30 protein-coding genes are annotated in these 25,791 nt (G+C 69.4%); 13 read left to right on the top strand and 17 right to left on the bottom strand.

Features of this window, described 5'->3' with window-relative positions:
- The first annotated feature begins 236 nt into the window (after nt 1-236).
- Complete coding sequence (locus ACWDKQ_RS14675) at nt 237-506, top strand: transposase (protein WP_450139265.1); 270 nt, start codon at nt 237-239, stop codon at nt 504-506.
- A gap of 158 nt (nt 507-664) precedes the next feature.
- Here the strand turns inward: ACWDKQ_RS14675 and ACWDKQ_RS14670 are convergent, their stop codons facing one another.
- Entirely contained in the window at nt 665-1,891 is a 1,227-nt protein-coding gene (locus tag ACWDKQ_RS14670; RefSeq protein WP_450139264.1) for an amidohydrolase family protein, read from the bottom strand.
- 84 nt (nt 1,892-1,975) lie between these two features.
- On the opposite strand from ACWDKQ_RS14670, the gene ACWDKQ_RS14665 reads away from it, so the two are divergent.
- Both ACWDKQ_RS14665 and ACWDKQ_RS14660 read left to right on the top strand, forming a co-directional pair.
- Nucleotides 1,976-2,578: a TetR/AcrR family transcriptional regulator gene (locus ACWDKQ_RS14665; protein ID WP_450139263.1), complete on the top strand. Its 603-nt coding sequence runs from the start codon at nt 1,976-1,978 to the stop codon at nt 2,576-2,578.
- Between the two features lie 257 nt (nt 2,579-2,835).
- On the top strand, nt 2,836-3,018 hold the full coding sequence (locus tag ACWDKQ_RS14660; protein ID WP_450139262.1) for a hypothetical protein: 183 nt from the start codon (nt 2,836-2,838) through the stop codon (nt 3,016-3,018).
- 122 nt (nt 3,019-3,140) lie between these two features.
- Here ACWDKQ_RS14660 and ACWDKQ_RS14655 read toward each other — a convergent pair whose 3' ends face one another.
- Nucleotides 3,141-4,079, bottom strand: a complete 939-nt coding sequence (locus ACWDKQ_RS14655) for a pseudouridine synthase (protein WP_450139261.1) — start codon at nt 4,077-4,079, stop codon at nt 3,141-3,143.
- Nucleotides 4,080-4,102: 23 nt separating this feature from the next.
- The gene (locus ACWDKQ_RS14650; protein ID WP_450139260.1) at nt 4,103-4,588 is read right to left on the bottom strand and encodes a GNAT family N-acetyltransferase; all 486 of its coding nucleotides are present in this window, start codon (nt 4,586-4,588) and stop codon (nt 4,103-4,105) included.
- A gap of 135 nt (nt 4,589-4,723) precedes the next feature.
- Between ACWDKQ_RS14650 and ACWDKQ_RS14645 the strand changes: the two genes are divergently transcribed.
- Nucleotides 4,724-5,884 carry an MFS transporter gene (locus tag ACWDKQ_RS14645; protein WP_450139259.1) on the top strand — a complete coding sequence of 387 codons (1,161 nt, stop codon included), beginning with the start codon at nt 4,724-4,726 and terminating at the stop codon, nt 5,882-5,884.
- A 157-nt stretch (nt 5,885-6,041) separates the two neighbouring features.
- Here ACWDKQ_RS14645 and ACWDKQ_RS14640 read toward each other — a convergent pair whose 3' ends face one another.
- Nucleotides 6,042-6,209 carry a hypothetical protein gene (locus ACWDKQ_RS14640; protein ID WP_450139258.1) on the bottom strand — a complete coding sequence of 56 codons (168 nt, stop codon included), beginning with the start codon at nt 6,207-6,209 and terminating at the stop codon, nt 6,042-6,044.
- 147 nt (nt 6,210-6,356) lie between these two features.
- Between ACWDKQ_RS14640 and ACWDKQ_RS14635 the strand changes: the two genes are divergently transcribed.
- Nucleotides 6,357-6,527 (top strand): hypothetical protein, encoded by a 171-nt coding sequence (locus tag ACWDKQ_RS14635; RefSeq protein WP_450139257.1) that lies wholly within the window; start codon nt 6,357-6,359, stop codon nt 6,525-6,527.
- 66 nt (nt 6,528-6,593) lie between these two features.
- Here the strand turns inward: ACWDKQ_RS14635 and ACWDKQ_RS14630 are convergent, their stop codons facing one another.
- From ACWDKQ_RS14630 to ACWDKQ_RS14615, 4 genes are all read right to left on the bottom strand, one after another.
- Complete coding sequence (locus ACWDKQ_RS14630; RefSeq protein WP_450139256.1) at nt 6,594-8,063, bottom strand: MFS transporter; 1,470 nt, start codon at nt 8,061-8,063, stop codon at nt 6,594-6,596.
- Between the two features lie 39 nt (nt 8,064-8,102).
- Nucleotides 8,103-9,335 (bottom strand): cytochrome P450, encoded by a 1,233-nt coding sequence (locus tag ACWDKQ_RS14625; protein WP_450139255.1) that lies wholly within the window; start codon nt 9,333-9,335, stop codon nt 8,103-8,105.
- A 124-nt stretch (nt 9,336-9,459) separates the two neighbouring features.
- Entirely contained in the window at nt 9,460-9,813 is a 354-nt protein-coding gene (locus ACWDKQ_RS14620; RefSeq protein ID WP_450139254.1) for a hypothetical protein, read from the bottom strand.
- A gap of 153 nt (nt 9,814-9,966) precedes the next feature.
- Nucleotides 9,967-10,425: a hypothetical protein gene (locus ACWDKQ_RS14615; RefSeq protein ID WP_450139253.1), complete on the bottom strand. Its 459-nt coding sequence runs from the start codon at nt 10,423-10,425 to the stop codon at nt 9,967-9,969.
- A gap of 159 nt (nt 10,426-10,584) precedes the next feature.
- On the opposite strand from ACWDKQ_RS14615, the gene ACWDKQ_RS14610 reads away from it, so the two are divergent.
- Nucleotides 10,585-11,349 carry an IclR family transcriptional regulator gene (locus ACWDKQ_RS14610; protein WP_450139252.1) on the top strand — a complete coding sequence of 255 codons (765 nt, stop codon included), beginning with the start codon at nt 10,585-10,587 and terminating at the stop codon, nt 11,347-11,349.
- A gap of 94 nt (nt 11,350-11,443) precedes the next feature.
- On the opposite strand, the gene ACWDKQ_RS14605 is transcribed toward ACWDKQ_RS14610, so the two are convergent.
- Nucleotides 11,444-11,878, bottom strand: a complete 435-nt coding sequence (locus tag ACWDKQ_RS14605) for a universal stress protein (protein WP_450139251.1) — start codon at nt 11,876-11,878, stop codon at nt 11,444-11,446.
- Between the two features lie 38 nt (nt 11,879-11,916).
- On the bottom strand, nt 11,917-12,750 hold the full coding sequence (locus ACWDKQ_RS14600; RefSeq protein WP_450139250.1) for an SDR family NAD(P)-dependent oxidoreductase: 834 nt from the start codon (nt 12,748-12,750) through the stop codon (nt 11,917-11,919).
- A 268-nt stretch (nt 12,751-13,018) separates the two neighbouring features.
- On the opposite strand from ACWDKQ_RS14600, the gene ACWDKQ_RS14595 reads away from it, so the two are divergent.
- Complete coding sequence (locus ACWDKQ_RS14595; RefSeq protein ID WP_450139249.1) at nt 13,019-14,185, top strand: S8 family peptidase; 1,167 nt, start codon at nt 13,019-13,021, stop codon at nt 14,183-14,185.
- Between the two features lie 20 nt (nt 14,186-14,205).
- Here the strand turns inward: ACWDKQ_RS14595 and ACWDKQ_RS14590 are convergent, their stop codons facing one another.
- The 7 genes from ACWDKQ_RS14590 to paaI all read right to left on the bottom strand — a co-directional run bounded on the left by ACWDKQ_RS14590 (nt 14,206) and on the right by paaI (nt 19,630).
- A complete protein-coding gene (locus ACWDKQ_RS14590) occupies nt 14,206-14,526 on the bottom strand; it encodes a hypothetical protein (RefSeq protein ID WP_450139248.1) in 321 nt (106 codons plus the stop codon).
- A 142-nt stretch (nt 14,527-14,668) separates the two neighbouring features.
- Nucleotides 14,669-14,998: a plasmid stabilization protein gene (locus ACWDKQ_RS14585; protein WP_450139247.1), complete on the bottom strand. Its 330-nt coding sequence runs from the start codon at nt 14,996-14,998 to the stop codon at nt 14,669-14,671.
- Between the two features lie 68 nt (nt 14,999-15,066).
- Nucleotides 15,067-16,038, bottom strand: coding sequence for a phytoene/squalene synthase family protein (locus tag ACWDKQ_RS14580; RefSeq protein ID WP_450139246.1), 972 nt, complete (start codon nt 16,036-16,038; stop codon nt 15,067-15,069).
- Between the two features lie 91 nt (nt 16,039-16,129).
- Nucleotides 16,130-16,759 (bottom strand): hypothetical protein, encoded by a 630-nt coding sequence (locus ACWDKQ_RS14575; RefSeq protein WP_450139245.1) that lies wholly within the window; start codon nt 16,757-16,759, stop codon nt 16,130-16,132.
- 468 nt (nt 16,760-17,227) lie between these two features.
- Nucleotides 17,228-17,875, bottom strand: a complete 648-nt coding sequence (locus ACWDKQ_RS14570; protein WP_450139244.1) for a TetR/AcrR family transcriptional regulator — start codon at nt 17,873-17,875, stop codon at nt 17,228-17,230.
- Between the two features lie 13 nt (nt 17,876-17,888).
- Nucleotides 17,889-19,232 carry a phenylacetate--CoA ligase PaaK gene (gene paaK / locus ACWDKQ_RS14565; RefSeq protein ID WP_450139243.1) on the bottom strand — a complete coding sequence of 448 codons (1,344 nt, stop codon included), beginning with the start codon at nt 19,230-19,232 and terminating at the stop codon, nt 17,889-17,891.
- On the bottom strand, nt 19,229-19,630 hold the full coding sequence (paaI, locus tag ACWDKQ_RS14560; protein WP_450139276.1) for a hydroxyphenylacetyl-CoA thioesterase PaaI: 402 nt from the start codon (nt 19,628-19,630) through the stop codon (nt 19,229-19,231). Before paaI ends, paaK begins: the two co-directional genes overlap by 4 nt.
- Before the next feature lie 248 nt (nt 19,631-19,878).
- Between paaI and paaZ the strand changes: the two genes are divergently transcribed.
- From paaZ to paaE, 6 genes are read left to right on the top strand one after another with little or no spacing between them, the layout of a single operon-like run.
- A complete protein-coding gene (gene paaZ, locus ACWDKQ_RS14555; RefSeq protein WP_450139242.1) occupies nt 19,879-21,921 on the top strand; it encodes a phenylacetic acid degradation bifunctional protein PaaZ in 2,043 nt (680 codons plus the stop codon).
- 2 nt (nt 21,922-21,923) lie between these two features.
- Entirely contained in the window at nt 21,924-22,889 is a 966-nt protein-coding gene (paaA, locus tag ACWDKQ_RS14550) for a 1,2-phenylacetyl-CoA epoxidase subunit PaaA (RefSeq protein WP_450139275.1), read from the top strand.
- Nucleotides 22,886-23,197, top strand: coding sequence for a 1,2-phenylacetyl-CoA epoxidase subunit PaaB (gene paaB / locus ACWDKQ_RS14545; protein ID WP_010692813.1), 312 nt, complete (start codon nt 22,886-22,888; stop codon nt 23,195-23,197). The genes paaA and paaB overlap by 4 nt, the downstream gene beginning before the upstream one ends.
- Nucleotides 23,198-23,207: 10 nt before the next feature.
- Entirely contained in the window at nt 23,208-24,098 is an 891-nt protein-coding gene (paaC, locus tag ACWDKQ_RS14540) for a 1,2-phenylacetyl-CoA epoxidase subunit PaaC (protein WP_450139241.1), read from the top strand.
- Nucleotides 24,092-24,610 carry a 1,2-phenylacetyl-CoA epoxidase subunit PaaD gene (gene paaD / locus ACWDKQ_RS14535; RefSeq protein ID WP_450139240.1) on the top strand — a complete coding sequence of 173 codons (519 nt, stop codon included), beginning with the start codon at nt 24,092-24,094 and terminating at the stop codon, nt 24,608-24,610. The genes paaC and paaD overlap by 7 nt, the downstream gene beginning before the upstream one ends.
- Before the next feature lies 1 nt (nt 24,611).
- Nucleotides 24,612-25,730 carry a 1,2-phenylacetyl-CoA epoxidase subunit PaaE gene (paaE, locus tag ACWDKQ_RS14530; protein WP_450139239.1) on the top strand — a complete coding sequence of 373 codons (1,119 nt, stop codon included), beginning with the start codon at nt 24,612-24,614 and terminating at the stop codon, nt 25,728-25,730.
- Nucleotides 25,731-25,791: the final 61 nt, after the last annotated feature.

Below are 25,791 nucleotides of genomic sequence, written 5' to 3'. Positions count from 1 at the left end.
TTGGTGTTTGTCCTTCGAGGACTGAAATGAGACGGCGTCCCCGAGGGCCTGTGCCGGAGGCTTGTCGTCTCGGAAGGTGTCGTCCCGGTGAGGACTGGTCTATCAGCACGACGCAATGCCTCCAGCCCCGGTCGGTGACAACTGAAACCTGATGTGAGGCAACGCTTTTGCTTGCTGTGGGGATAGATTGGGCCGAGTCGTTCCACGATGTGGCGCTTGGCCGGCCCGGTGAGGGTGTGGTCGAGCAGTTCCGTATCGATCACACCGCCGCGGGTGTGGCCCGGCTGGTGGCTCGCTGTCAGCAATTCGAGACCCCGAACGCGCTGCAATGCTACGGCGGGACCGCGCCGGTCACCCGAAGATCCGGCCGCAGCGAGTACGTCGTGGCCCGCTGTCTGGCGCACAACCGCTATCTCGGCGCGGCCGTGCATCAATGGGCGTTCTGCAGCCTGCGCACCTCGACATGGGCTCGTGAGTTCTACGACGCCAAGATCGCCAAAGGTTAATCCCACCACAGCGCGCTGCGCGCGCTGGCCAACCGCTGGCTGGAACTGCTGTGGCACTGCTTGACTCGCGGCGTCCTCTACGACGAGAACGTCCACACCCGCAACCGCCGCAACGCTATACCCGCAACGACCGCCGCCTGAGGTTGACAGAAGGTGTCTCATCGGAGGTCCTTCACAACACGTCCGGCTTGGACGACGAGTACGGCGTTGGCGGGGTCGGCGAAGAGCTTCGGGTCTTCGAGCGGGTTGCCGTTCCAGAGCACGAGGTCTGCCTGCATGCCGGGAGCGATGACCCCCACTTGGCTGGATAGGCCAAGGATCTCGGCGTTGGTCTTCGTGGCCGCCACGAGTGCTTCCATCGGCGTCTCCAGCTCTGCGCGCAACTTGAGTTCTTCACCTCGACGGTCCTGAGCCGGACCGATGAGATCGGAACCCAGCCCGATCCGCACTCCGGCCTCCTTGGCGACGGCAAGCGCCTCGGTCATCCGCTCACGAACACCCAGCACACGATCGCGGGTCGACTCGCCGAGGCCGGCTCCAGCGGTGTCATGCAGCAGTTGCTCGACGACAGCGAACGTGGGCACGAGGGCGACCTCGCGAGTGGCCATCAGGGTGGCCGTGGACTCATCGAGGTTGGTGCCGTGTTCGACACAGCGCACCCCGGCCTCGACCGCGTTCCGAATGCCTTCGCTGTTGTGGGCGTGAACCGTCACATAGGTGCCTCGTGCCGCGGCTTCTTGAACAGCGACGGCGATCTCTTCCACGGTGAACTGGATGTCGGTCAGCTGGTCGTGCGCGCCGACCACTCCGCCGGTCACACAGAGCTTCAGGAAGGAGGCTCCGCGACGGAATGCCTCGCGCACGTTGCTTCGCAGCTCGTCCGCGTTGCCCGACATCATGGACAGGGCGCACAGGCCGGGAATGTGATGGCTGCTCCACAGCTCGGTGGGTTCCCAGTCGGCTCCGTAGTAGCCGTGCCCACCGGTCTGGCACTGAACAGGTCCGCACGACAGGACGCGTGGCCCCCTGACCTTGCCCTTGGCGATCGTGGTGACGACGCCGCCGTCGATCCCGCCGGTGTCCCGAACGGTCGTGAAGCCGGCGTCGAGCGCCGCGCCGGCCGTGGCGAAGATGTCTGCCGCGATCTCCGCGGCACTGATCTGAAACGAGAACTGCGGCTGGATCGGGCTCGACAGGCCCAGGTGAACGTGAGCGTCGATCAGGCCAGGCGTCATCGTCAGTCCCCCGGCATCGAAGCGCTCGCCGTGTGCGCCGGAGGCACCGAGCTGGGTGATACGCCCGTCTTCGATGGTGACGTTGACGTCGACGGGGTCGCGACCCGACCCGTCGACGACCGCCGCGCCGGTTATCTGAAAAGGTCCCACGGGTCATGTCCTCCGCCATCGGTGAGCTGACTGCGACCATGGTTGAAGCACCACGGCACGTCAGTCTTTTCCAATGGATAAACTGTGGGGGTGATCCTGTCAAGCACGGAACGCACCGGCGACGCACGCGAGCGCCTCCTGGCTCGGCTTCTCGACGCCTTCGACGAGACCCTTCCCGCACCGGAGGTGTCACTCCGTGAGATCGCCGCCCGGACCGGGACCAGCCACGCCCTCCTGCGATACCACTTCGGGTCGCTCCCGGGCGTCCTGGCAGCCATGCTCAAGGCGCAGCGATCCCGTGACAACGAGGCGCTTTTCGAGGCCGCCCAGCAAGGCACCTTCGACGACCTCGTCGTGGCGATCTGGCAGACCTACACCCGCCCGGGGCAGCTGTCGCGTGTACGCGGCTTCTTTCACGTCGTAGGTCTGGCCGCGTACAGCCCAGAGAACTTTCGTGAGTTCATCGACTCACTCGACGACCTGACGAAGATTCTGGCCTCGCTCGCGGAACGCGAAGGGCTCGACGCCAAGGAAGCGCTGACCACGGCCTCCGTCACCATCGCCGCGATTCGTGGCCTGCTCCTCCAGGAGGTCCTGGCTCCGGCAGTCCACTCGGAGGACGCGGTCGCCTTGATCCTGCGCATGAGCAAGGGCCAAACCGTTCCACGGGCCCATCCGGGGCTTTGAGCAGTCGATCACCGCGGTAATCGCCTACGTGATCTTCCAGGTGGTGCTGACCCTCGGCTGCATGCTGCTGCTGCGCCGCCCGAACTACGACGAGCGGGCCAGCGCCGAGGAGTCGTCGCGCGCGGAGGCACTACCCGCGTAACCGGGCGCACCGGGTGAGGCTTCTCCGTCCGGCGAGGCTGCCGTGCGGGACCGTCGACGGCCTGCCGGTCGGGTTGCAGGCCCAACAGATTCGCGGCCTCTTCGAGGAGTGCACAGTGGGCAGTTATGACGTGGCGGTGCTCGACGGCGATGGAGTCGGGCCGGAGGTCACCGGCGAGGCGTTGAAGGACATCGACCCCGCCGGGAAGTGGTTCGGGCGAGCGGCTGCGATCCCACCCGGCGATCACCCTCGATGTCCCGCCACCTCGTCGATCATGAACACGGTCGCAACGGCGTGATCTTTTAGAAGATGGAGGTGCGTCACGTGACCAGGTGAATCGGTGCCGCGTGGGTGGGCTGCACCGATCGGCCGCGAAATCGCCGGGCGCGACAAGCCCGAGCTCTGGAAGCTGGACAAGGGCTATCCGACCGAAGCGCAATGATCGTCCGCACCGGACCAGCTCGCCAGGATTCGGCGGGATTCGAAGCGGCGCCGCCGACCGCTGATCGGGTCGGTGAACTCCAGCGCCTTGGCGAGGAGCTGCAGGGGAGCGGTGAAGTCGTCGGCGGCGCGGTCGCGGACGGTGGGGTATAGGTCGTCGCCAACGATCGGGATGCCGAGGCTGTTGAGGTGTACGCGCAACTGGTGGGTCCGGCCGGTGCGCGGCAGCAGCCGGTAGCGGCCGAGGCCGTCGCGGCACTCGATCAGCTGGATGCGCGTTTCGCTGTTCGGCTCGCCGGGTTCCTCCCGGGCGGCCAGCACGCCGCGATGCTTGACGATCCGGCTGCGCACCGTGCGCGGCATCGCCAAACCCCGGTCGAAGGGGGCGACGGCCTCGTATTCCTTGTGTACCAAGCGGTCGTGGAACAGGGTCTGGTAGGCGCCGCGCAGTTCGGGCTTTAGCACGAACATGACAAGGCCGGCGGTCAACCGGTCCAACCTGTGCGCCGGGCTGAGCCGCGGCAGGTCGAGGTCCCGCCGCAGCCGCACCAGAGCGGTCTCCACGACGTGCCCGCCGCGAGGTGTGGTGGCCAAGAAGTGCGGCTTGTCCACGACCAGCAGGTCGTCGTCGCGGTGCAGAAGGTCCAGGCCGAACGGCACCGGTGTCTCGTCGGGCAGGTCGCGGTGGAACCAGATGAACCCGCCGGGGGTGAACGGCGCGTCGGGCCCGAGCGGGCCGTCGACGCCGACGATCCGGCCCTCGCGGAGCATGGCGTCGATGCGTTGCGGGGCGAGCTTCGGTATCCGGTCGACGAGGTGGTCCCGGACGGTGGCCCAGTGGCCGTCGGCGGGCAGTCGCAACCGGACGGGGTCCAGGCCGTGCCGCTGGGGCAGCGGCGACTTGAGCTTTCGTCGCATCGTCCCACCAGCGTAACCGGTGGTCAGAGCCGGAGTTTGTAGCCCTCGTGCGAGGCCTCGAAGCCGAGCCGGTTGTAGAAGCGGTGTGCGGTGGAGCGTTTCTTGTCGGTGGTCAGTTGGACCAGTGCGCAGCCGCGCCCGCGCGACTCGGCGATGGCCCACTTGAACATCTCGCGCCCGAGGCCCTGGCTGCGGTGCTGCTCATGTACGCGGACCGCTTCGATCTGCGCCCGCAGCGCGCCCCGCCGGGCCAGCCCGGGGATGTATGTCAGCTGCATCGTCGCCACGACCTCGCCACCCGGCGTCGCGGCGACCAGCAGCAGATGCGCTGGATCCCTGTCGATCGCCTCGAACGCCCGCCGGTAGGGCTCCAGTTCGGCCGCGGATTCACGGGTCGCGCCGAGCTGGTCGGCTGCCAGCAGCTCGACGACCGGTCCGAGGTCGTCGGCGGTCGCCCGGCGAAGCAGGTACTTCCCGGACCTGGTGGACAGCGCAGCCGGCACGCTCACAAAACCTCCACTGTGGACTCTCTGGTTCGAGGTTTGCCTTTGCCGACCCTAGCTTGGCACATGGACTCGAAAGCCCGGAGCGCGAGCCGGCTGGCCTTTGGCATGATCGTCGGGGACATCGGAGGAGGCAAGGGCATGCCCGTAGTCGCGACCGATCGGCGGCCGGTGGTGGCGCGGCTGGCGGTGGCAACGCTGTTCTTGGTCAACGGCGCGAGCTTCGCCAGCGTCGTGCCCCGCTACCCGGAGCTCAAGGACGCACTGTCCCTGTCCAACGCCGCGCTGGGCACCGCGATCGCCGCACTGGCCCTGGGTTCGCTCGTCGCTGGACTGCTGGCCGGGCCGATCCTGGCCCGATGGCGCTCGGCGAGCGTCGCGGTCGGCTGTTCGGTGTTGTTGGCCGCCGATCTCGTGCTGATCGGGTTGGCGGCGCAGTGGTGGCAGTTGGCTGCGGCCCTGTTCTTCGCGGGCGCGCTGGACGCAGTCGTGGACGTGGCGATGAACGCACACGGGCTTCGGGTGCAGCGGCGCTACGGGCGATCGATCGTGAACTCCTTCCACGGCATGTGGAGCTTCGGCGCGATCATCGGCGGCCTGGCGGGCTCGTTGGCAGCGGGAGCGGCCCTACCGCTGCCCGTGCACCTCGGCGGCGCCGCCGTCGTGCTGTCCGCCGTCGCGATCACCTGCACACGGTTCCTACTGCCCGGACATGACGACGCCGAACGGGAAAGGAGGTTGCGAGCCAGGCCGCGCTCCACACTGCTGCTCGCCCTGCTGGCGCTGGGCCTGTTGTGCGCTGCGGCGGCGCTGGTCGAGGACACGGCGGCGTCGTGGGGCGCGGTATACATGCGCGATTCGCTGGGCGCGATCCCGATGTTGGCGGGCCTGGCATTCGTCGCGTTGCAGGCCGCGCAGACGGTCGGCAGGCTTCTAGGCGACCGGTTAGTGGACCGCTTCGGCAACCGAGCGGTGGCCCGCATCGGCGGAATCGTGGTGCTCGTGGGCGTCGGTGCGGCGCTCGGCTGGCCGTCCATCCCCATGACGCTGGCCGGATTCGCGGTGGCGGGCTGGGGGGTCGCCACGATCATCCCGGCCGGGTTCAACGCCGCGGACGAACTCCCCGGCCTGTCCTCCGGTGCCGGGATCGCGGTCGTCAGCTGGGTCTACCGGCTCGGGGTGCTGGCCGTGCCGCCCGTCGTCGGGCTGCTCGCCGATGCGGTCAGCCTGCGCGTGGGACTGGTGATCGTTCCGGTCGCTGGTGGGCTGATCGTGCTGCTGGCCTCGCGCCTGCCTCGCTGACCCGGCAGGGACTTTTCCGCTGCAGGCGAGTGCTTGGACGGCGCCGCCGATCCGAAGCTCGTCTGCGTTGCCACCAAGAAGAATCCAGTGCGGTTCGACGCGAACATCGACGCCATCCGGGTATTAGTAATTGTCTTGCAGTGAGGGCCTCCGCCGGTCAGCCGAGCAGCTTGGCGAAGAACCAGCCAACCCGGCTGACCCTGCGGATCCGCGGGTTGTCGGCCACGCCGTGGATTTCCCACTGCTGCCCGCATTCGTCGCAGCGCCACAAGCCGATCCGGCTGGTGTCGGGTTCGCAGGGGTGGCCTCGGCGCCCTCGTCTCATGCACCGATGACACCACACGCGGTGCCCGCAGTGGCCCGAATCGGTTCCGGTAGATCGGGTGAAACCGTGACTTTCGGCCTTACCGCGCGTGCACGGCAGCCCCGTACAGTCATCGGCGGTGTTGCACGTCGGGGAGAGGGGCACCAGGTGACGCTGCGGGAGTTGGTCGAGCAGATGGAACGGCGCTGGGAAGAGCTGATGACCCTGCGCGCGAGCCCGGACATGTACGGCAGCGAGAGCCTGGACGGCCAGCTCTCCGAGCTGGAGCTGTGGCTGCTGCGGATGCACCGCCTGACCGCGGGGGCCTCCGCCGCATGACAGGACTCCCGGCGGTGCGCGAGGGCCGGATCAGCTGAGTCAATTGAGGATAGATCGGTTGTCGGGTCAGGTGGCCTGGTCGCGGTTTTTGCCGAGCTGGCAGGTGCAGGGGTCCTGGCAGGCGTGGTTGACACCCGGCAGCGGATAGGTGTCGACCTTCCGTGCGCGGTCGATCGTCAGCCACGCGAGTACGCCGCCGGCCGCGCACATGCCCGCCGAGACCAGCATGGCCTGGCCGAAGCCGGGGCCGAGCGGGGCACCCGCTCCGGTGTGCGACAACCCTGCGATCACTGGGAGCACCGCGACCGCGAGCAGCCCGGCCAGACGGGATATGGCGTTGTTCACGCCCGAGGCGACCCCGGCGTTGTCCGGGCTGACCGAGGCGAGCACCGCCGAGGTCAGCGGTGCCACCGTGATGGACAGGCCGACGCCGAAGACCAGGACCCCCGGCAACACGCCGCTCAGGTACGTGCTGCCGGGCACCGCCCACGTCATCAGCGCCAGGCCGACCGCGCAGATGAGCGGGCCGATGGTCATCGGCACGCGCGGGCCGGTGCGCTGCGCGAGAGCACCCACTCGGCCGGACATCAGCAGCATGATGATCGTGATCGGCAACGTCGCGATCCCAGCGGCCAGCGCGGGGTAGCCCATCGACTGCTGCAACTGCAGGGACAGCAGGAACAAAGCACCGCTCAGCGCCGCGTAGACGGTGAAGGTCGTGAGGTTCGCTCCGGTGAACTGCGCAGAGCGGAACAACGACAGAGGCAGCAGCGGATCCGGGTGGCGCATCTCGATCAGCGGGAAGGCCACCAGCGCGACCACGCCCACCACGGCCGCTCCAGCGGAGACCGCGTCCAGCCCCTTTGTTGGGATCTCGATCAGGGCGTACACGGCGCCGGCCAGGCCGACGGTCACAGCGATCGCGCCGAAGACGTCCAGGCGACCGGCCGCAGCCGGGTTCCGGCTCTCCGGCACGTGCCGCAGCGCGAGCAGCGCCGCTGCCGCGATGGGGACGTTGATGAAGAACACCCACCGCCAGGACGCCGCGTCCACCAGCCAGCCACCCGCGAACGGCCCGATCGCCGACGCCATGCCGGTCAACCCGGCCCAGCGGCCAACTGCCTCGCCGCGGTCGTCGTGCCGGATGGCGGAGTTGATCAGCGCGAGGCTGCCGGGCACCAGCAACGCCCCGCCGACGCCTTGCAGCAGGCGTGCGACGATCAATGCCGTGCCGCCGGGTGCCAGGCCGCATCCCAGCGACGCCAGGGTGAACAGCACCAACCCGAGCACGTACACCCGGCGGCGGCCGTAGCGGTCGCCGAGCGCGCCCCCGAGCAGCAACAACGCGCTGAGCGTGAGCAGATAGGCGTCCAGCACCCACTGCAGGACGCTGAGGTCACCGCCGATGTCCCGGCCGATCGCCGGCAACGCGACGTTGACGACCGAACCGTCGAGGAACGCCACACCGGAACCGAGGATCGTGGCGACGAGGATCCAGCGTCCCGGCTGGGAGCGCAGGGCTACAGCGGTGGTCACCGCATGACCATAAGACGCACGCCGAGGTCCTGCCCTCGATCATCCGCCACCCGACGTGAACGCCACCGGCAGGTGCTTGATCCCGTTGATGAAGTTTGATAGCAGGTGCTCGACCGACCTCGGCACCCGCAGATCGCGCATCGCCACAGTGCCTCGCGGTAGAACGCCCGCCGCTGCAGCCGTGCGAAATGCGCGCCCAGGCACACGCGCGGGCCGTTGCCGAAGGCGACGTGGTCGTTGGCGTGCGCCGGACGTCGAAGCGGTGCGGGTCGGGGAACTGCTGCTCGTCGAAATGCGCCGAGCAGTGGAACACCACGACCTTTCCCCGGCGGCGATGCGCTGACCGCCCAGTTCGGTGTCGGTGGTCGCGGTGCGGCGGAAGCTGAGAACCGGTGGGTGGAAGCGCAGCGCCTCCTCCACGGCGGAGTCCAGTAGCACAGGATCGTCGAGCAGCAGCCGCAACTGGCCAGGGTTCTCCGCGAAGGCGAGCATCCCGCCCGGCAGCGCGCTGCGGACGGTGTCGTTGCCGGCCACCGAGAGCAGGAAGAAGAACATCTCCAGCTCGGCGTCGGCCAGCCCGCACCCGTCCAGCTCGGCGGTGGCCAGCGCGGTCATCACGTCATCGGCGGGGTTGCGGCGCTTGAACGCCGCGAGGTCCTGGGCGAAGGCGAACATGTCGGCCAGCATCGCCGGCGAGCGCGGGTTGATTGGCTTGCCGTCCGGATCGCGGGTCACCTCGGAGTGCTCCGGGTCCTGGTAGCCGATCACCCTGTTGGTCCACTCCAGCAGCACCCGCCCGTCCGATTCCGGCACACCGAGTAGGTCGGCGAGGTTGCGCAGCGGGTAGTGGTCGGTGACCTCCACCGGCAGATCGCACATTCCGCGCTCGATCACCTCGTCGACCAGCTGGCGGGCCCGCTCGGCGACTTCGTGCCGGAAATGGTTGATCCGCCGCGGCGTGAACGCGCGGCTGACGAGGCGGCGCAACCGTCCGTGCTCGTGCGTGTCGAGGTTGAGCATCATGCTGCGGATGAACGGCATGTCCGCCGGGTCGGGATCGCGGAGCTGCGTGGCGCCCAACCAGGACGAGTAGACCTCGGCGGACTTCAGCACGGCGACTACGTCGGCGTACCGCGTGACGGCCCAGAACCCGGGCCCGGCCGGCCAGTCGCCGATCTCGTGCTCCGCCTGCCAGCTCACCGGCGCGTGCCGGCGCAGCCAGGCGAAGTCCTCGTGCGGCACCTCGTCGGCGTACCTGCGGATCGAACACATCGGGGACGTGCGCGGGCGCTGCCATGGTGACTCCTTCGGCGTATTCCGGGCCTATAGCCGGATCGCTCTCGCGCGGCGGTGCGAGCGGTGGAACTTAGGGGCCGTCAACGCCCGCCCATTCGTCCTAAGTGGATTCTCCGATTGCCAGGAGCGACAGTCCCTCTGCGGGCAGCTGCGAGGCCCCAGCGTCCGGGGCGTAGCGGCGCAGCGTGTCCAGCCCGATCTGCGCGCGGGCGCACCCGCTCGCGGCCCAGCGCCACCGCCGTCGGTGCCAGCTGGGGGCCGCTCGGATGGATGCCCGGGGCGTTGCGCAGCCCGAACTTGACGTACACCGGGCCGCGACGCGCACGATCTCGGCGATCTCGAAGTGGCGGACGAAGCCGCCCAACTCGTCGGGTGCCGCCACGTAGATGTCCAGCGGCAGGTCGGTGGCGGCGCGGATGGCGGCCAATTGCCCGATGCTCAGGTCGGTGGGCACGTTGTAGGTGGTCCGCGCCCAGGTCTTCGGCGATGCGCACCGAGGCGGGGTTCGCCAGTCCCAATTGGACGCTGATCTTGAACTGCATGTCGGTCGGCAGGTCGCCGGCCGCGCGCATCGCCGAGGCGACCTTGAGTGCGCCGAGGTCGGTGATCAGCACGCTGCGGATGCCTGCGCCGGCGGTTCGGCGGATGTCTTCCAGCACGGGCGACTCCCAGGTAATTCCCAGCTGGCGCCCACGGTTTGTTCAGTGCCGCGAGCCTGGGCTGCCACCGGGCCGCAGGCGGAGGCGGTGGCCATCGGGCTGGTGTCCCACCCGGCGACGGGCCGGGCGAACAGGCTCAGCTCGACCGAGCGCGCGGCCGCCTTGGTCGCCATCGCGCGCAGCTCGTCGTCGGTGAGCAGCATGCCGCTGCTGCCCTGGGAGATGCGGTGCACCAGAACCTGCCGGGCGTCCGCCTTGGCGAGCACGGCATCGAGCACCTTGGGGCACTCGGTGCTGGGGAGCTCCACCCGGTACCGCGCGCCGTCGGGGAAACGCTTGGTGCTAGTGACGGGGGAGTAATCGGCGGGCAGTCCTTGGGACCGCAGGAATTCACGGGTCGGATGCACCAATGCGCCGTTTGGTATTCCGAACAGCGTTCGGTTCATCGTACGGTTGGCAGGGCTGGGCGGTCAAGCGCCGGAGCTGGTGTTGGCCGATACCGGGTACGATGTTCGAAATATCGGTCAAACAGCGGGCCGGTTAAGACGTGACAGGGGATAGAACGCGTGGCACGAGCGGTACCTGCCGTGGAACGGGCCTTCGACGTCCTGGAGCTGTTCCTGGACGCCCACGAGCTGAGCGCGCCGGAGATCACCGCGCAGCTGGGCCTGCCGCGCACCACGGTGCACGAGCTGGTCGGCACGCTCAGCGAGCGCGGCTACCTGATGCCGGCGGGGCGCGGCAGCAACCGGTTCCGGCTGGGAGTGCGCGGCTTCCAGCTGGGCGCGGCCTACGCCGAGCGGCTGGACCTCGTCCGCGAGGGCCAGCTCGTAGCCGAGGACATCGCCGAGCGCTGCCAGGAAACGGTGCACGTCGGGGTGCGAGACGGGGCGGACGTGCTGTACGTGGCCAAGGTCGACAGCAGTCACCCGGTGCGGATGGTCTCGGCCGTGGGCCGGCGGCTACCCGCGCACTGCACCGCGCTGGGCAAGGCGCTGCTGGCGGCGCTGCCACGCGCAGAAGTCGACGAACTCTACGGCAACCGCCGCCTGGGTGCGATGACCGAGCACAGCATCACCACCCGCAAGGCGCTGCGCCAAGAGCTCGACACCATCGCCAAGGACGGCGTGGCGCGCGAGTACTGCGATTCCAACGAGTCGGTGGCCTGCGTTGCGGCGCCGGTGCGCGACCAGAGCAGCGAGGTAGTAGCCGCGATGAGCATCTCGGTGCCGATCCTGCGCTGGAACGACGAGACCGAAGCGGCGCTGTGCGAACTGGTCCGCGAAGGCGCCGGCACCCTGTCCGAACGCCTGGGCCACATCGGCTCCTGAATCAGCCGCTCGCGGTGCACCAGAAACCGGTTGGGTGCGCCCGGGTGCTCTGCCGGACGTGACGTCGGGCAAGTGGCGCAAGCCGCACCCTTATCTAGTGCCGCACGATCACCACCGGGCATTTCGCGTGTTGGGCGCAGCGCTGGCTCACCGAGCCGAGCAGCGCGCCGTAGAAGCTGCCGTGGCCGCGGCTGCCGACCACCAGCAGGTCGGCGCCCTCGGAGGCGTCCAGCAGCGTCTGCGCCGCGTGCCCGTGGGCGAGCTCGCGCTCCACCGGCACCGGCGGGCTCATCTCGTGCTCGATCTCGTCGACGGTGTCGTGGAGGCTCTTTCGCGCGGATTCCTCGAAGTCGTCCGGCGGCATCGGGCCACCCTCCCAGCTGTAGAAGGCGGGGAACTCCCAGGAAGTGACCGCGTGCACTGCGGCACCGGAAAGAGCTGCCTGCTTCAGCGCCCACCGCAGGGCGCACTTGGACGACTCCGAGCCGTCCACGCCGACGACGATCTTGTGCTGGGTTCCACTGTTCATGGCGCCAGCCTCCAGTTCGACGATTCGCTGTGGCGGGTTCAGCCGCGGGCCTGCTCGACGAGCTTGCCGGAGAGTTCTCGCAGCCGCGTCCTGTCCTGCTCGTCGTAGGCATGATCGAGCGCGCGGCACGCGCGGGTCCCGTGGAAGTACGCCCCGGTGACCTCGTCCAGCCCCGGATCCGCGATTAGGCGCATCGTCGCCTCGACGCCTTCGGCGATCGTGCCCAGCGGACTCACGCCGGCCTCGCGGACCATCGTGGTGTTCATGTAGGTCGCAGGGTGCAGCGCGTTGACCGTCACGCCGTGGCCGCGCAGCTGTTCGGCCAGCTCGAAGGTGAACATGATCTGCGCGAGCTTGCTCTGCGCGTACGCCCGGGCGCCGATGTAGTTCTTGGTCATCATCGGGTCGTCGAAGTCGATCGGGTGCTGACCGGCTGAAGCTACGTTGACCACCCGGGCCGGTGCCGACGCGAGCAGCAGCGGCTGCAGCAGGTGCGTCAAATGGTAGCCAGCCAGGTAGTTCACCGCGAACCGCAGTTCGATGCGGTCCGGGCTCTCCTCGCGCCCGCCGCCCGGCGGCCCGGAACCGATGCCCGCGTTGTTCACCAGCACGTCCAGCCGGTCGCAGCGCCGTTGCACGTCGTTGGCCAGCCGCGCGACCTGGCGCAGCTCAGCGAGGTCGGCGAGCACCACGTCGAGGCAGCCAGAGCCCGTGGCCGCCGCGATCTCTGCGCGCGTTTCCTCGGCCAGCTCCGCGCTGCGCCCGTGTATCAAGACCCGGGACCTGGTCTTGGCGAGCTGGTGGGCAACGGCCCGTCCAAGCCCACTGGTCGCGCCGGTGACCAGGATGCAGCGCTGGCTGGGAGTGCGCACGGTCGCTCCGAGCTGTCGGGAGTTGATTACCACCAGTGTGCGGTTGAGTTTCCGCTGTTGTCATCAGCGCATGCGTGTCGTACCCGATAGCCCCCGACCTGAGTACCCCGAAAGCGGTGTGTCGCAGGCATTCCACTGAGGACATCGAGACTGTCGGCACAGATCGTGCAGTCCTTACCCGAGTGGGTGCTTGTAACTGTGGGTAACGCGCGATACACCTGGGGTTGGTGTGGCGCCGCTACATCGAAAATTTGCCGAGGGAGCGACCATGACCACCAACGAGGAGAGCTCCACCGGACGTTATCTGGTGTTGCTGGAAGACAATTCGACGATCATCGGAACCCGCGAGCTGACGCGGCTGACGGGCATCCGCTGCGCCAACACCGCCGACGCGGCTGGCGCGGCACCGGGGGAGCTGTTCCGCGGCGCGGGCGGGATCGTGCTGCATCAGCTCGGCATCGCGTTGATCAGCGCGGACCCGGACCAGGCCGCGGCGCTCCAACGCGCGTCCCGGGAGACCAGTCCGATCGCGGCTTTCGAGCAGGAGCGCAGAGTGTTCGCCATCGGCGCGGAGGCGCAGGCGGAGGACGGCGAGTTCACATGGGGCCTGCAGGCGGTGCGCGCCGACCGCACGCACCCCACCGGCAAGGGCGTCCGGGTCGCGGTGCTCGACACCGGCTTGGACCTCAAGCACCCCGACTTCGCCGACCGCGACATCGTCACCGGGTCCTTCGTGGAGGGCCAGGACGTGCAGGACGGCCACGGGCACGGCACGCACGTGATCGGCACCTCCTGCGGTCCGCGGAACTCACAGTCCGGCCCCGGCTACGGCATCGCTTCGGAGGCCAGCATCTACGCGGGCAAGGTGCTCGGCGACGACGGGTCCGGAACCGACAGCGGCATCCTTTCCGGCATCGAGTGGGCGATCTCCAACGGGGCCGCCGTGGTGTCGATGTCGCTCGGCGCGCCGACGCAGCCCGGCGAGCCGTTCTCCGCGGCTTTCGAGCGTGTCGCCCAGCGCGCTATGGAGCGGGGCACGCTGATCATTGCCGCCGCCGGCAACGAGAGCCAGCGTTCCACCGGGGTGGTCGCGCCGGTCGGGCACCCGGCGAACTGCCCGTCGATCCTGGCGGTCGGCGCGATCGACTCGCAGCTGCAGATCGCGGACTTCTCCAGCGGCACCGTCGACGAGATCGGCCAGGTGGACCTGGTCGCCCCCGGCGTCGACGTCTATTCCAGCTGGCCGGGGGCGGAGCGCTACCGCAAGCTCAGCGGAACCAGCATGGCTACCCCGCACGTCGCCGGTGTCGCGGCGCTGTACGCGCAGCAATACCCGGAGCGGGCGTGGGGCCTGTGGGCGCGGCTTTCGCAGACCGGACGTCGGCTCCCGCTCGCATCGACCGACATCGGTGCTGGCGTGGTCAAGGCGCCGTAGCTGCCGGGGTCGCCGCGCGGTCAGGCGTCATCGATGGCCTGCGCGGCGACCTTCGCGCAGTTGCCGAGGTCTTCGGCGGCGGCCGCCGCTTGGTCGAGCGCGACATGCACCGCCGACGGCTCGGCGGCGTTCGGCGTCTCGTAGCTGGAGGCCATTATGTCGAGCTGCCGGGCAAGCCGGGCCCCCGCCGCGGTGACGGCCAGCAACGCTTCCCGCGCCGCGGTAATTTCGGGCGGTGCCCCGGCCTCGCGGGCGCTCTGCTCCAACTTGCCGCCGGTCTGCGCGATCACTTCGGCGGTTGCGTTGACGTCCTGCCAGCGCGCCGACGTTCCGCTCTCCATCTTGTTGCCCCTCACAAGCGCCGGTACCGGCGCACTATTAGCAGTTTCCGCCCCTGGTTGGGCGGTTGAACCGCCCTCGTCACCGGGTTCACCCACCCAAACGGTGGGAACCCGCGTTCAGCGGCTCGGCATTCATTCGCGGTCAGCTCCGCTGCAGGGCCCGCTCCAGCTCCGCCTTGGTCATCTTCGAGCGGCCCTTGATATCGGCGCGCTGCGCGTCCGCGTAGAGCTGCTGCTTGGTTCGACCGCCCGGCCCGGAGCCGGAGCGCAGTCCACCGCGGCGTTGCGGGGGGATGTCCTGCGTGGCGGTCTTGCTCCGCTGCCGGGACTCACCGGCCTGCGCCCGGTTCTTGTTGACCGTCCGCGCCGCGATTTCTTCTGCGCGGTCCTCGCTGCTGCCGCGCTCCATCGCCTGGCTCTTGATGTGCCTGTACTGCCGTTCCTCTTTCTCGGTCCAGCTCTGCTGCGGCATTCCCGCTCACCTCGCCTCCGCAGTTAGTCGGGTCGCGACGTGCTTCGCGTACCCGGAGCGAGCGGTGGTCACACGTTCGCGCGACGGGAGAGGAGGCGCGCTGCGACGACCGCGCCGAGAGCACCTGCGGCGACCTCCAGGCGACGCGGGCCGGAAACCGCGAGCCGTCGCCGGAACACGTCGTACCCGGACTCCACGATGCGGTCGAGGATCTCGCCGTACAACGTGAACGCGGTGCGCACGCACGGCCGCGACCAGGGCGCGAGCATCGCGATGCCAGGTTCCGCGGCCCGGTACTTCGAGCGGGTGCGGGCGACCTGGTCGGCGAGCGCCCGGCGCACCGGGCGGTCGGGTCGGCCGAGCGCCCGGCACCCGATGAGCCGCTCCCGGTCGACGCCGAACACCGCCAGTTCCTCCAGTGGCAGGTAGACCCGGCCGCGGTCGAGGTCCTCACCGATATCGCGCAGGAAGTTGGTGAGCTGGAAAGCGCCGCCCAGCGCCGCGGCGTAGGGCTCGGCCTCGCTGGCCGGGCACACCGTGCCGAGCACCGGGAGCAACTGGAGGCCGATCACCGACGCCGAGCCGTGGATGTAGGCGTCCAGTGCGGCCCGCGTCGGGTACGAGCGGACGGTCAGGTCCATCCGCATAGAGGCCATGAAGTCGGTGAACAGCGCCGGGTCGATGCGGTGCCGGGCGACCGTATCGACGAGTGCGGTGAGGATCGGGTGTTCGCTGTTACCAGCGCGCAGACCGGCTCGCAGCATGTCGTCCAGCTGGTCCAGTGCCTGCTGCCGGTCCCGGACCGTTCGCGCCTCGTCGGTGTCGTCGACGATGTCGTCCACCCATCGCGCGAAGCCGTACAGCGCGTGCACCGCGGGCCGTTGCGCCGGGGCCAGCAGCCGGGTCGCGAGGAAGTAGGTGCGGCCGTGCGCGGCGTTGAGCACCCGGCACCGCTGGTAGGCGGGGCGCAGATGCGGCTGGACGCCCGCGGCGTCCAGCTCGCGGCGTGCCGCCGCCCGCGGCAAGGTGCCCGTGTCCATGCCGGGAATCTCAGCACACGGAGTGGGCGTGCGTGCGCACGGTGGGCATCCGCGGTGAACTCGGTCACTGCCACAGTCCGATTAGGACGCTTCAGCTGAGCCCGCTCTCGGCGAGGGCCTCGTCGAGCCCGTCGAGCAGGACCACGCCGAGGGTGTTCGCGACCGAGCCGGTCGCCAGCTCGCTGCGGAGCCGGTAGGCGAGCAATCGTACCCGGCGAGGGTCCGGCCGGTCCTGCCGCGTGGCCTCGCGCAGCCGCCGTGCGATCAATTCGATCTCGACGGTGTCGCCGTAGCGGGCGTGCACCGTCGGCAGCGTGAGAAGCACGACCTTGGCCACCCGGGTCAGCCCGGTGAAGTCGGGGCTGGGCGCGGGTGCCGGCGATGGTTGGACGGGCACCACCGGTAGGGGCTCGTCGAGTACCGCGACAGACTGCGCCCGCGTCCACGAACCGATGTCCCCGCCGTGCCGGCCGGCGCAAATCAGGCCGGATCCGGTCAGGCCGGCGCGGGCGGGTGCGCCCTGCTGCCCGGTACCGCTGGTGGCGATCAGCTCCTGCGCCCGCAGCGTCCGCACGACTTCGGCGAGCTCGGCCCACGACGGCTGCAGCGCCGCCGCCTCGGCCGCCGGGCTGTCGAAGAAACCTGCGACCTCGGGCCGGAATCGGTCGTCTTCGTAGAGGTAGCGGAGGAAGGCGCGAGCGAGCGACTCAAGCCTTGACACGTTGGCCTCCAGATTGCTCGTCCAGGGTGCAGGGCGAGAGGAGGGCGGACCCGGGTCCTGCCGAAGACCTCAGAACGCACCGGCGCGCAGCCGGTTTGGAATCATGGTTGCCGCTGTCCCCAGTTTCAGCGGATCCGCCATGCGACCGCCGGGTCGCGGTCGGTCACATCGCAGCAGCGTAAGCGGACCCCAGCCGTGATCGCAGGGGCCTTTTGTCACCCACAAGTTTGGGATTGCGATGCCAGGGCGTAACTGTCCATTGTGCTCAATACCCGCACCATCCGCACCACTGCGCTCAAAGGTGCTGGAGTGACGCGGGGGACCGCCGGCCGCGACCATCCAACGCCACGACCGACGGCCGGTCCCGCGCACGGAATCCCCCTGCATGCCACGCGTCCGCAGGGGCTCCAGGCCGCCCACGTGGTCGAGAACCCCGCCGATGATCCTCATGACGGGAGTTCCGGAGATTTATCGCGCGCGAGATCCGGAAGCGCCGGGCGCGTGCTCGTCGGCGCTGGTCCGCAGGCCGTCGAAGGCGATCTTGGTGACGGCGTCGGCGAGCTGCGCGGCGCGCAGGCCGCGGCTGGGCTTGTACCACTCGATGACCGAGTTGACCATGCCGAACAGCAGCCGGCTGGTCAGCACCGGGTCGACGTCCGGCCGGATGCTGCCCTCCGCTTCGGCCTGCTTGACGAGGTCGCTGACCACCTGATCGAACTCGCGGCGCCGGGTCAGCGCCTGCTGCTCGACCTTGGTGTTGCCCCGCACTCGCAGCAGCAGCGTGACGAACGGCAGTTCGTCGACGAGCACCTCGATGCTGCGCCGGACCACGTGCTCCAACCGGTCGATGGTCTTGCCAGTGGTTGACGCCTCTTCCTCGGTGACCGCGAACAGCGCGTCCAGCGCCCGGTTGACGCTCAGCCGCAGCAGCTCGTCCTTGCTCGACACGTGGTAGTAGATCGCAGACTTGGTGATGCCCAGCCGACGGGAGAGGTCCTCCATGCTGGTGCCTTCGTAGCCGCGCTCGTTGAATACCTGAACGGAGACGTCCAGCAATCGACCGAGGTCGTAGCCCGGCCGACCCCGGCGATTCGCGCGCCCAGCGTTCCCTGACATGGCTCGCAGTATTTCAGCCTGCGGATCCGGATTCGCGGCGGTCCACGAGGCGGCGCAGCTTGCCCACCGATCGCTCCAGCGTGTCCGGATCTACCACGGTGACTTCGGTGCTGATGCCGACGCCGTCCTTGATCGCGCGGACCAGCTCGGCGCCGGCCGGTTCCCGGCGGTTGCCCGGGCAGCCGGTACGGGCCTCCACCCGAACCGTCATCCGGTCCATCCGGCCCTCGCGGGTGAGCACCAGCTGGAAGTGCGGTGACAGGCCGTCGGTGCGCAGCACCAGCTCCTCGATCTGGGTGGGGTAGACGTTGACGCCGCGCAGGATGATCATGTCGTCGCTGCGGCCGGTGATCTTAGTCATCCGCCGCATCGGCCGGGCCGTGCCGGGCTGCAGGCGGGTCAGGTCCCGGGTGCGGTAGCGGATGACCGGCATGGCCTGCTTGGTCAGCGAGGTGAACACGAGTTCGCCCTCGGTGCCGTCGGGCAACACTTCCTCGGTGAACGGGTCGATCACCTCGGGGTAGAAGTGGTCCTCCCAGATGTGCAGCCCGTCCTTGCTCTCCACGCACTCGTTGGCCACGCCGGGGCCCATCACCTCGGACAGGCCGTAGATGTCGACCGCGTCGATGTCCAGCCGTGCCTCGATCTCCTGCCGCATTTGCTCGGTCCATGGCTCGGCGCCGAAGATGCCGATCGCGAGCGAGGTGCTGCGCGGGTCGATGCCCTGCCGCTCAAACTCGTCGATGAGGGTGAGCATGTAGGACGGGGTGACCATGATGATCTCGGGCCGGAAGTCCTGGATGATCTGCACCTGCCGGGCGGTCATCCCACCGGAGGCCGGGATGACGGTGCACCCGAGCCGCTCGGCCCCGTAGTGCGCGCCTAGCCCGCCGGTGAACAAGCCGTACCCGTAGGAGACGTGCACCTTGTGGCCCGGCCGCCCGCCTGCGGCGCGGATGGAGCGCGCCACCACATCGGCCCAAGCATCCAGGTCCTGCTCGGTGTAGCCGACGACGGTCGGCTTGCCCGTGGTGCCGCTGGAGGCGTGTAGCCGCCGGACCTGCTCCATCGGCACGGCGAGCAGGCCGAACGGGTAGTTGTCCCGCAGGTCCTGCTTGGTGGTGTGCGGGAACTTCGCCAGGTCGGCCAAGCTCCGGCAGTCCTCCGGCCGGACGCCCGCCGCATCGAACTTGCTGCGGTATAGCGGCACGTTCTTGTAGGCGTGGTGCAGGGTCCACTGCAGGCGTTCCAGCTGCACCGCGGCGAGTTCGTCGGCGGAGTACCGCTCGGCGGGGTCGAGGTCGGCCGGATCCGGCGCGGTTCCGAGCCGGCGCGCCGCGCCCGTCGTCGCTGTCATGGCTTGGCTCCCTCGGGCTGGTTGTCGGGTGCGCCGCTCAACGATCGGCTGTGGCCCCGGAATTCGGCGATCAGCTCGTCGCCGCGGTGCACGGACACGTCGTAGATCCCGCTGCGGCCGAACCGGGTTCGTTCCTCGGCGTGGGCGACGAGCAGGTCGCCACCGTGGGCGGGGCGGATGAAGGTGATGTCCGCGCGAGCCGCGACCGTCGTCGGTCCGTGGCTGTTGCAGGCGCAAGCGAAGGTCGTGTCGGCCAGCAGGAAGATGTAGCCGCCGTGGGCGATCCCGTGGCCGTTGACCATCGCGTCGGTGATCCGCATCCGGGCCCGGGCGAACCCGTTGCCGGTCTCGACGAGCTCGATTCCCAGCGCCTGCGAGGCGCGGTCGTCGTCGAACATGGCCTGGGCCGCGTCGCGCGTCGTCGCGCCGGGCTCCTGCACGGGGGCACCACCACCTCGCAACCGAACGAACAGTCGGTAATTAATCCTGTGCCGCCGGATGCTGTCAAGGGCTCCCTGCGAATCAGGTTCCCTTGATCGGTAAAGCAGAATTTAGCTGCATCGGGGTGGTGCGCGACAGTCTTGCCGAGTGCTACTTTTTCGAACGAACGGTCAGTTAAAGAACTAGCCGAAGGAGGTCGGGGCGAATGGCTGCCCTGCGGAGCTACGTCAACGGCGATTGGCACGCGCCGTCGGACAACGGGGTGTCGTTGCACGATGCGGTGACCGGTGAGGAGGTCGCGCGGGTCTCCTCGGCGGGAATCGACATGGCCGCGGTGCTGGCGCACGGGCGCAGCCGTGGTGGTCCGGCCCTGGCGGAGCTGACGTTCCACCAGCGCGCCGCGCTGCTGAAGAGCCTCGCCTCGAACCTGCGCGAGCACCGCGAGGAGCTGTACGCGCTGTCGGCCCGCACCGGCGCCACGCTCGGCGACTCCAAGTTCGACATCGACGGCGGCATCGGGGTGCTGTTCGGCTACTCCAGCAAGGGCCGCCGAGAACTGCCCAACAGCACGGTTTACGTCGACGGCGCTGTCGAGCCGCTGAGCAAGGGCGGCACGTTCGTCGGGCAGCACATCTGCACGCCGCTGCGGGGCGTCGCGGTGCAGATCAACGCGTTCAACTTCCCGGTGTGGGGACCGCTGGAGAAGTTCGCGCCAGCCTTCCTGGCCGGGGTCCCCAGTCTGATCAAACCGGCCAGCCAGACCGCGTACCTCACGCATCGGCTGGTGGAGCTGATGGTCGATTCCGGGCTGCTGCCGGATGGCTCGCTGCAGCTGGTCTGCGGCAGCGTCGGCGACCTGTTCGAGCACCTGACCGACCAGGACCTGGTGTCGTTCACCGGCTCGGCCTCGACCGGTCAGCGGTTGCGCGCCCACCCGGTGGTGGCGGCGAACTCGGTGCGGTTCAACGTCGAGGCCGACTCGCTGAACTGCTCGATCCTGGGCCCGGACGCCACCCCGGGCACCGACGAGTTCGACCTCTTCGTCAAGCAGTTGGTCACCGAGATGACGGTCAAGGCCGGGCAGAAGTGCACCGCGATCCGGCGGGCGCTGGTGCCGGCGAACTTGATCGACGAAGTGGTCGCGGCCGCCAAGGACCGGTTGGCGAAGGTAGTCGTCGGCAACCCCGCCTCTCCGGAGGTCCGGATGGGGGCACTGGCCAGCCTGGAGCAGCGCGAGGAGGTGCGGCGGTCGCTGAAGGCGCTGCTGGAGGCCGGAACGCTGGTGCACGGAGACCCCGGGCGGGTCGAGGTCTTGGACGCCGACGCGGAGCGCGGCGCGTTCCTGCCGCCGCTGCTGGTCCGATGCGACGACCCGGACCAACCGCAGCCCCACGAGGTCGAGGCCTTCGGCCCGGTCAGCACGGTGATGCCGTATGAGACCGCGGCGCAGGCCGTGGCGCTGGCGCGCCGCGGCAAGGGCAGCCTCGCCGGTTCCGTGGTGACCGCCGACGCGGAGTTCGCGCGCGAGGTGGTGCTGGGCGCGGCATCGCGGCACGGCCGGATGCTGGTGCTCAACCGGGACAACGCCGGCGAGAACACCGGGCACGGGTCGCCGTTGCCCGCGCTGGTCCACGGTGGACCGGGGCGCGCCGGTGGCGGCGAGGAGATGGGTGGCGTTCGTGGCGTGCTGCACCACATGCAGCGGACCGCGGTGCAGGCCGACCCGGCGACGCTGACCGCGATCACCGGGCAGTGGGTGAGCGGAACTCCGCGCAACATCACCGAAAAGCACCCCTTCCGCAAGTACCTCGGCGAACTGCGCATCGGTGACACGGTGTTGGCCGGGCCGCGCACCGTGACGCTGGAGGACGTCGAGCACTTCGCCGAGTTCACCGGCGACACCTTCTACGCGCACACCGAGGAGGAAGCGGCGCGGGCCAACCCGTTCTTCGACGGTCGCGTGGCGCACGGCTACCTGGTGGTGTCCTTCGCCGCCGGCCTGTTCGTGGATCCCGACCCGGGACCGGTGCTGGCCAACTACGGCCTGGAGAACCTCCGGTTCCTCACGCCGACCTACCCCGGTGACGAGATCACCGTGACCTTGACCGCCAAGCAGATCACGCCGCGGGTCGGCGCCGAGCACGGCGAGGTCCGCTGGGACGTGGACGTGACCAACCAGGACGGCGCCTCAGTGGCGAAGTACGACGTGCTGACTCTGGTGGCCAAAGGACCGGGGGAGCAGGGGTGACCATGACGACCACGGCGGACCGGCTCGACGACGCCGAGCTGCAGCAGCACTTCGACGAGCGGATCGCGCACGACCAGCGCATCGAGCCGCGGGACTGGATGCCCGAGGGCTACCGCAAGACCCTCATGCGGCAGATCGCCCAGCACGCGCACTCCGAGATCATCGGCATGCAGCCGGAGGGCAACTGGCTGACCCGCGCCCCGAGCCTGCGGCGCAAGGCGATCCTGCTTGCGAAGGTGCAGGACGAGGCGGGGCACGGGCTCTACCTGTACTCCGCGGCCGAAACGCTCGGGGTGGACCGCTCGGAGCTGACCGAAAAGCTCATCGAGCGGCGGCAGAAGTACTCGTCGATCTTCAACTACCCGGCGCTGACCTTCGCCGACATCGGTGTCATCGGGTGGCTGGTCGACGGGGCGGCGATCTGCAACCAGGTGCCGCTGTGCCGCAGCTCCTTCGGTCCTTACGCGCGGGCCATGGTCCGGATCTGCAAGGAGGAATCGTTCCACCAGCGGCAGGGCTACGAGCTGCTGATGACGATGATGCGTGGCACCGCGGAGCAGCGGGAGATGGTGCAGGATGCGACGAACCGCTGGTGGTGGCCGTCACTGATGATGTTCGGCCCGCCGGATGGCGACTCGCCCAACACCCAGCAGTCCATGGCGTGGCGGATCAAGCGGCACACCAACGACGAGCTCCGGCAGAAGTTCGTCGACGTGACCGTGCCGCAGGCCGAGGCGCTCGGAGTCACGCTGCCCGACCCGGCGCTGCGCTGGAACGAGGAGCGCGTGCACTACGACTTCGGCGAGCCGGACTGGTCCGAGCTCAAGCAGGTCATCGCCGGGAACGGGCCCTGCAACGAGGAGCGGCTGGCCCGGCGCCGGGCCGCGCACGAGGAAGGGCAGTGGGTGCGCGACGCGGCAGCGGCCCACGCCGCCATGCAGGCCGCACGGGAGGAGGCCGCGCGATGAGTTCGGACGCCGAGACCGGTGCACCGCGGTCCTCGTGGCCGCTGTTCGAGGTTTTCGTCCGCGGCAAGCGGGGTTTGAACCACGTGCACGTGGGCTCGCTGCACGCCGCGGACGAGCAGATGGCACTGCACAACGCCCGCAACCTCTACACCCGCCGCAACGAGGGCGTGAGCATCTGGGTGGTGCGGGCGGACGCGATCACCGCGTCGAGCCCGGACGAGAAAGACCCGTTCTTCGCGCCCAGCGGCGACAAGGTGTACCGGCACCCCACGTTCTACCGCATCCCCGATAACGTTCCGCACATGTGAGGTCGGCCTGATGTCGTTCGACAACGCCTACGAGGCGCTGACCGCCGCGGAGCCCGGTGGCGAGTCCCGCTGGGCATTCGGCACCGGCTTTGACGATCCGCTGTCCGGAGTGGACACCGCGCTGCCGGACGGCGTGGACGGCGCTGCGTTCGCCCGGTACTGCCTGATGCTCGGCGACGACGCGCTGATCGCCTCGCAACGGCTGACCGAGTGGGTCACCCACGCGCCGGAGCTGGAGGACGAGCTGGCGCTGGCCAACATCGCGCTCGACTTGCTGGGCCAGGCGCGGTTGCTGCTGGCCCGCGCCGGGCAGGCCGACGGCAGCGGGCGCGGCGAGGACGAGCTGGCGTACTTCCGAGATGAGCGGGAGTTCCGCAACGTTCGGCTGGTCGAGCCGCCCAACGGCGACTTCGCGCACACCATCGCCCGGCTGCTGGCGTTCTCGACGTGGCGCCTCGCGCTGTTCGCCCGGCTCGCCGAATCGCGCGACCCGGTGCTGGCGGCGATCGCGGCCAAGGCAGTCAAGGAGTTGGCCTACCACCGCGAGTACACGGCACAGTGGACGGTCCGGCTCGGCGACGGCACCGAGGTGTCGCACGCGCGGATGCAGCAGGGGCTCGATGCGGTGTGGCCGCTGGTCGACGAACTGTTCGTGCCGAACGCGACCGAGCTGGAGATGGTGGCGGCCGGCGTCGGCACCGACCCGGCGCAGGCGCGCGCCGAGTTCGACGACGTCCTGGAGCAGGTCATAGCGGCGGCCACCTTGCGGCGACCCGAGGCGTCGGCGCCGGCCGGGGTGGCCGAGCAGACCGGCCGGGACGGCGTCCACACCGAGCACCTGGGCTACCTGCTCGCGGAGATGCAGAGCCTGGCCCGAGCGCACCCGGAGGCGACATGGTGACGAGTACGAAGCTGGACCTCCGGCACGCCCGGGCGGTTGCCGAGTCGGTCGCCGATCCCGAGCTGCCGGTGCTGACACTGGCCGACCTCGGGGTCCTGCGCGACGTCGAGCTGGCCTGGGACGGGAAGGTCGTCGTGTCGATCACGCCCACCTACTCGGGCTGCCCGGCGATGCGCGAGATGCGCGCGGACCTCAGTAATCGGCTGAGCGAGGCCGGTTTCGCCGACGTCGAGGTGCGCACCGTGCTGGACCCGCCGTGGACCACCGACTGGATCAGCCAGGCAGGGCGGCAGAAGCTCGCCGAGTACGGCATCGCCCCTCCGGGGGCAGCTCCGCAGCGCGCTGCCGGCCCTGTGCCGCTGACGCTGACCCCGCCGCGGTCCCGGGTCTGCTGCCCGCAATGCGGTTCGCCGGATACCGAGCAGGTCTCGCAGTTCGGCGCGACCGCGTGCAAGGCGCTGCGCCGATGCCGCTCGTGCCACGAACCCTTCGAGCACATCAAGGAGATCTGACGTGGTCCATCCCGCCCCCGTCGACGTACCCGCGGCCCCTGTACCGGCGCGGACCGGCCGTCGTCGCACGTCGTTCCACCCTCTGCGGGTCAGCCACGTGGAGCGGCTGTGCGAGGACGCGGTCGCCGTCAGCTTCGACGTCCCACCGGAGCTCGCCGAGGATTTCGCCTTCAGACCGGGCCAATCGCTGACGCTGCGCCGCCGGGTCGACGGCCGCGAGGAGCGCCGGTCGTACTCGATCTGCTCCCCGCACGGCGCGACACCCCGGATCGGCGTGCGCCACGTGCCGGGCGGGTTGCTCTCTAGCTGGCTGGTGAGAGAGGTGCGGCCTGGCGACGAGATCGAAGTGCTGCCGCCGACGGGCAGCTTCACTCCGGACCTGACCACGCCCGAGCGGCACGTGTGCATCGCCGCCGGATCGGGAATCACCCCAGTGCTGTCCATCGCGGCCTCGGCGCTGCGCGAGACGGACGCGGCCGTCACGCTGCTCTACGGCAACCGGCGCAGCGATACGGTGATGTTCGCCGACGAGCTCGCCGACCTGAAGGACCGCTATCCGACGCGGCTGGAGCTGGTGCACGTGCTCTCGCGGGAACCGCGCGAGTCGGAGCTTTTTACCGGCCGGTTGGACGCGGCGAAGATCCGGGCGATGCTGTCCACATTGGTCGAGGCCGACTCGGTGGACCAGTGGTGGCTGTGCGGGCCATTCGGCATGGTCAGCGACGCGCAGGACGTGCTGCGCGAAAGCGGCGTCGCGAACGAACGGATCCACCAGGAGCTGTTCTACGTCGAGGACGTGCCGCCGGAACCGGCGCGCCACGAGGAGCCGACGGTAGAGGGGCTGACGAGCGAGGTCACGGTGGTGCTCGACGGTCGTTCGACGCCGATGGCGCTGCCCCGCGATGTCCCGGTTTTGGACGCGGCCCAACGGGTCCGCCCCGACCTGCCGTTCGCCTGCAAGGGCGGTGTCTGCGGCACCTGCCGGGCGAAGGTCACCTGCGGCGAGGTCCGCATGCGCCGCAACTTCGCGCTGGAAGAATCGGAAGTGACGGAAGGGTTCGTCCTCACCTGCCAATCGCTCCCGACCACCGACACGGTCACGGTCGACTTCGACGCCTGATGACTTGCCCGGCCACCTGCGTGAGACTCGCGGGACCGGACCGCTCAGCGCCGCTGTCCCC

The sequence above is a fragment of the Saccharopolyspora sp. NPDC000995 genome (assembly GCF_053599315.1).
Note: the sequence above shows the minus strand (reverse complement) of the source record. Positions and strands in the feature narration are given on the sequence as shown.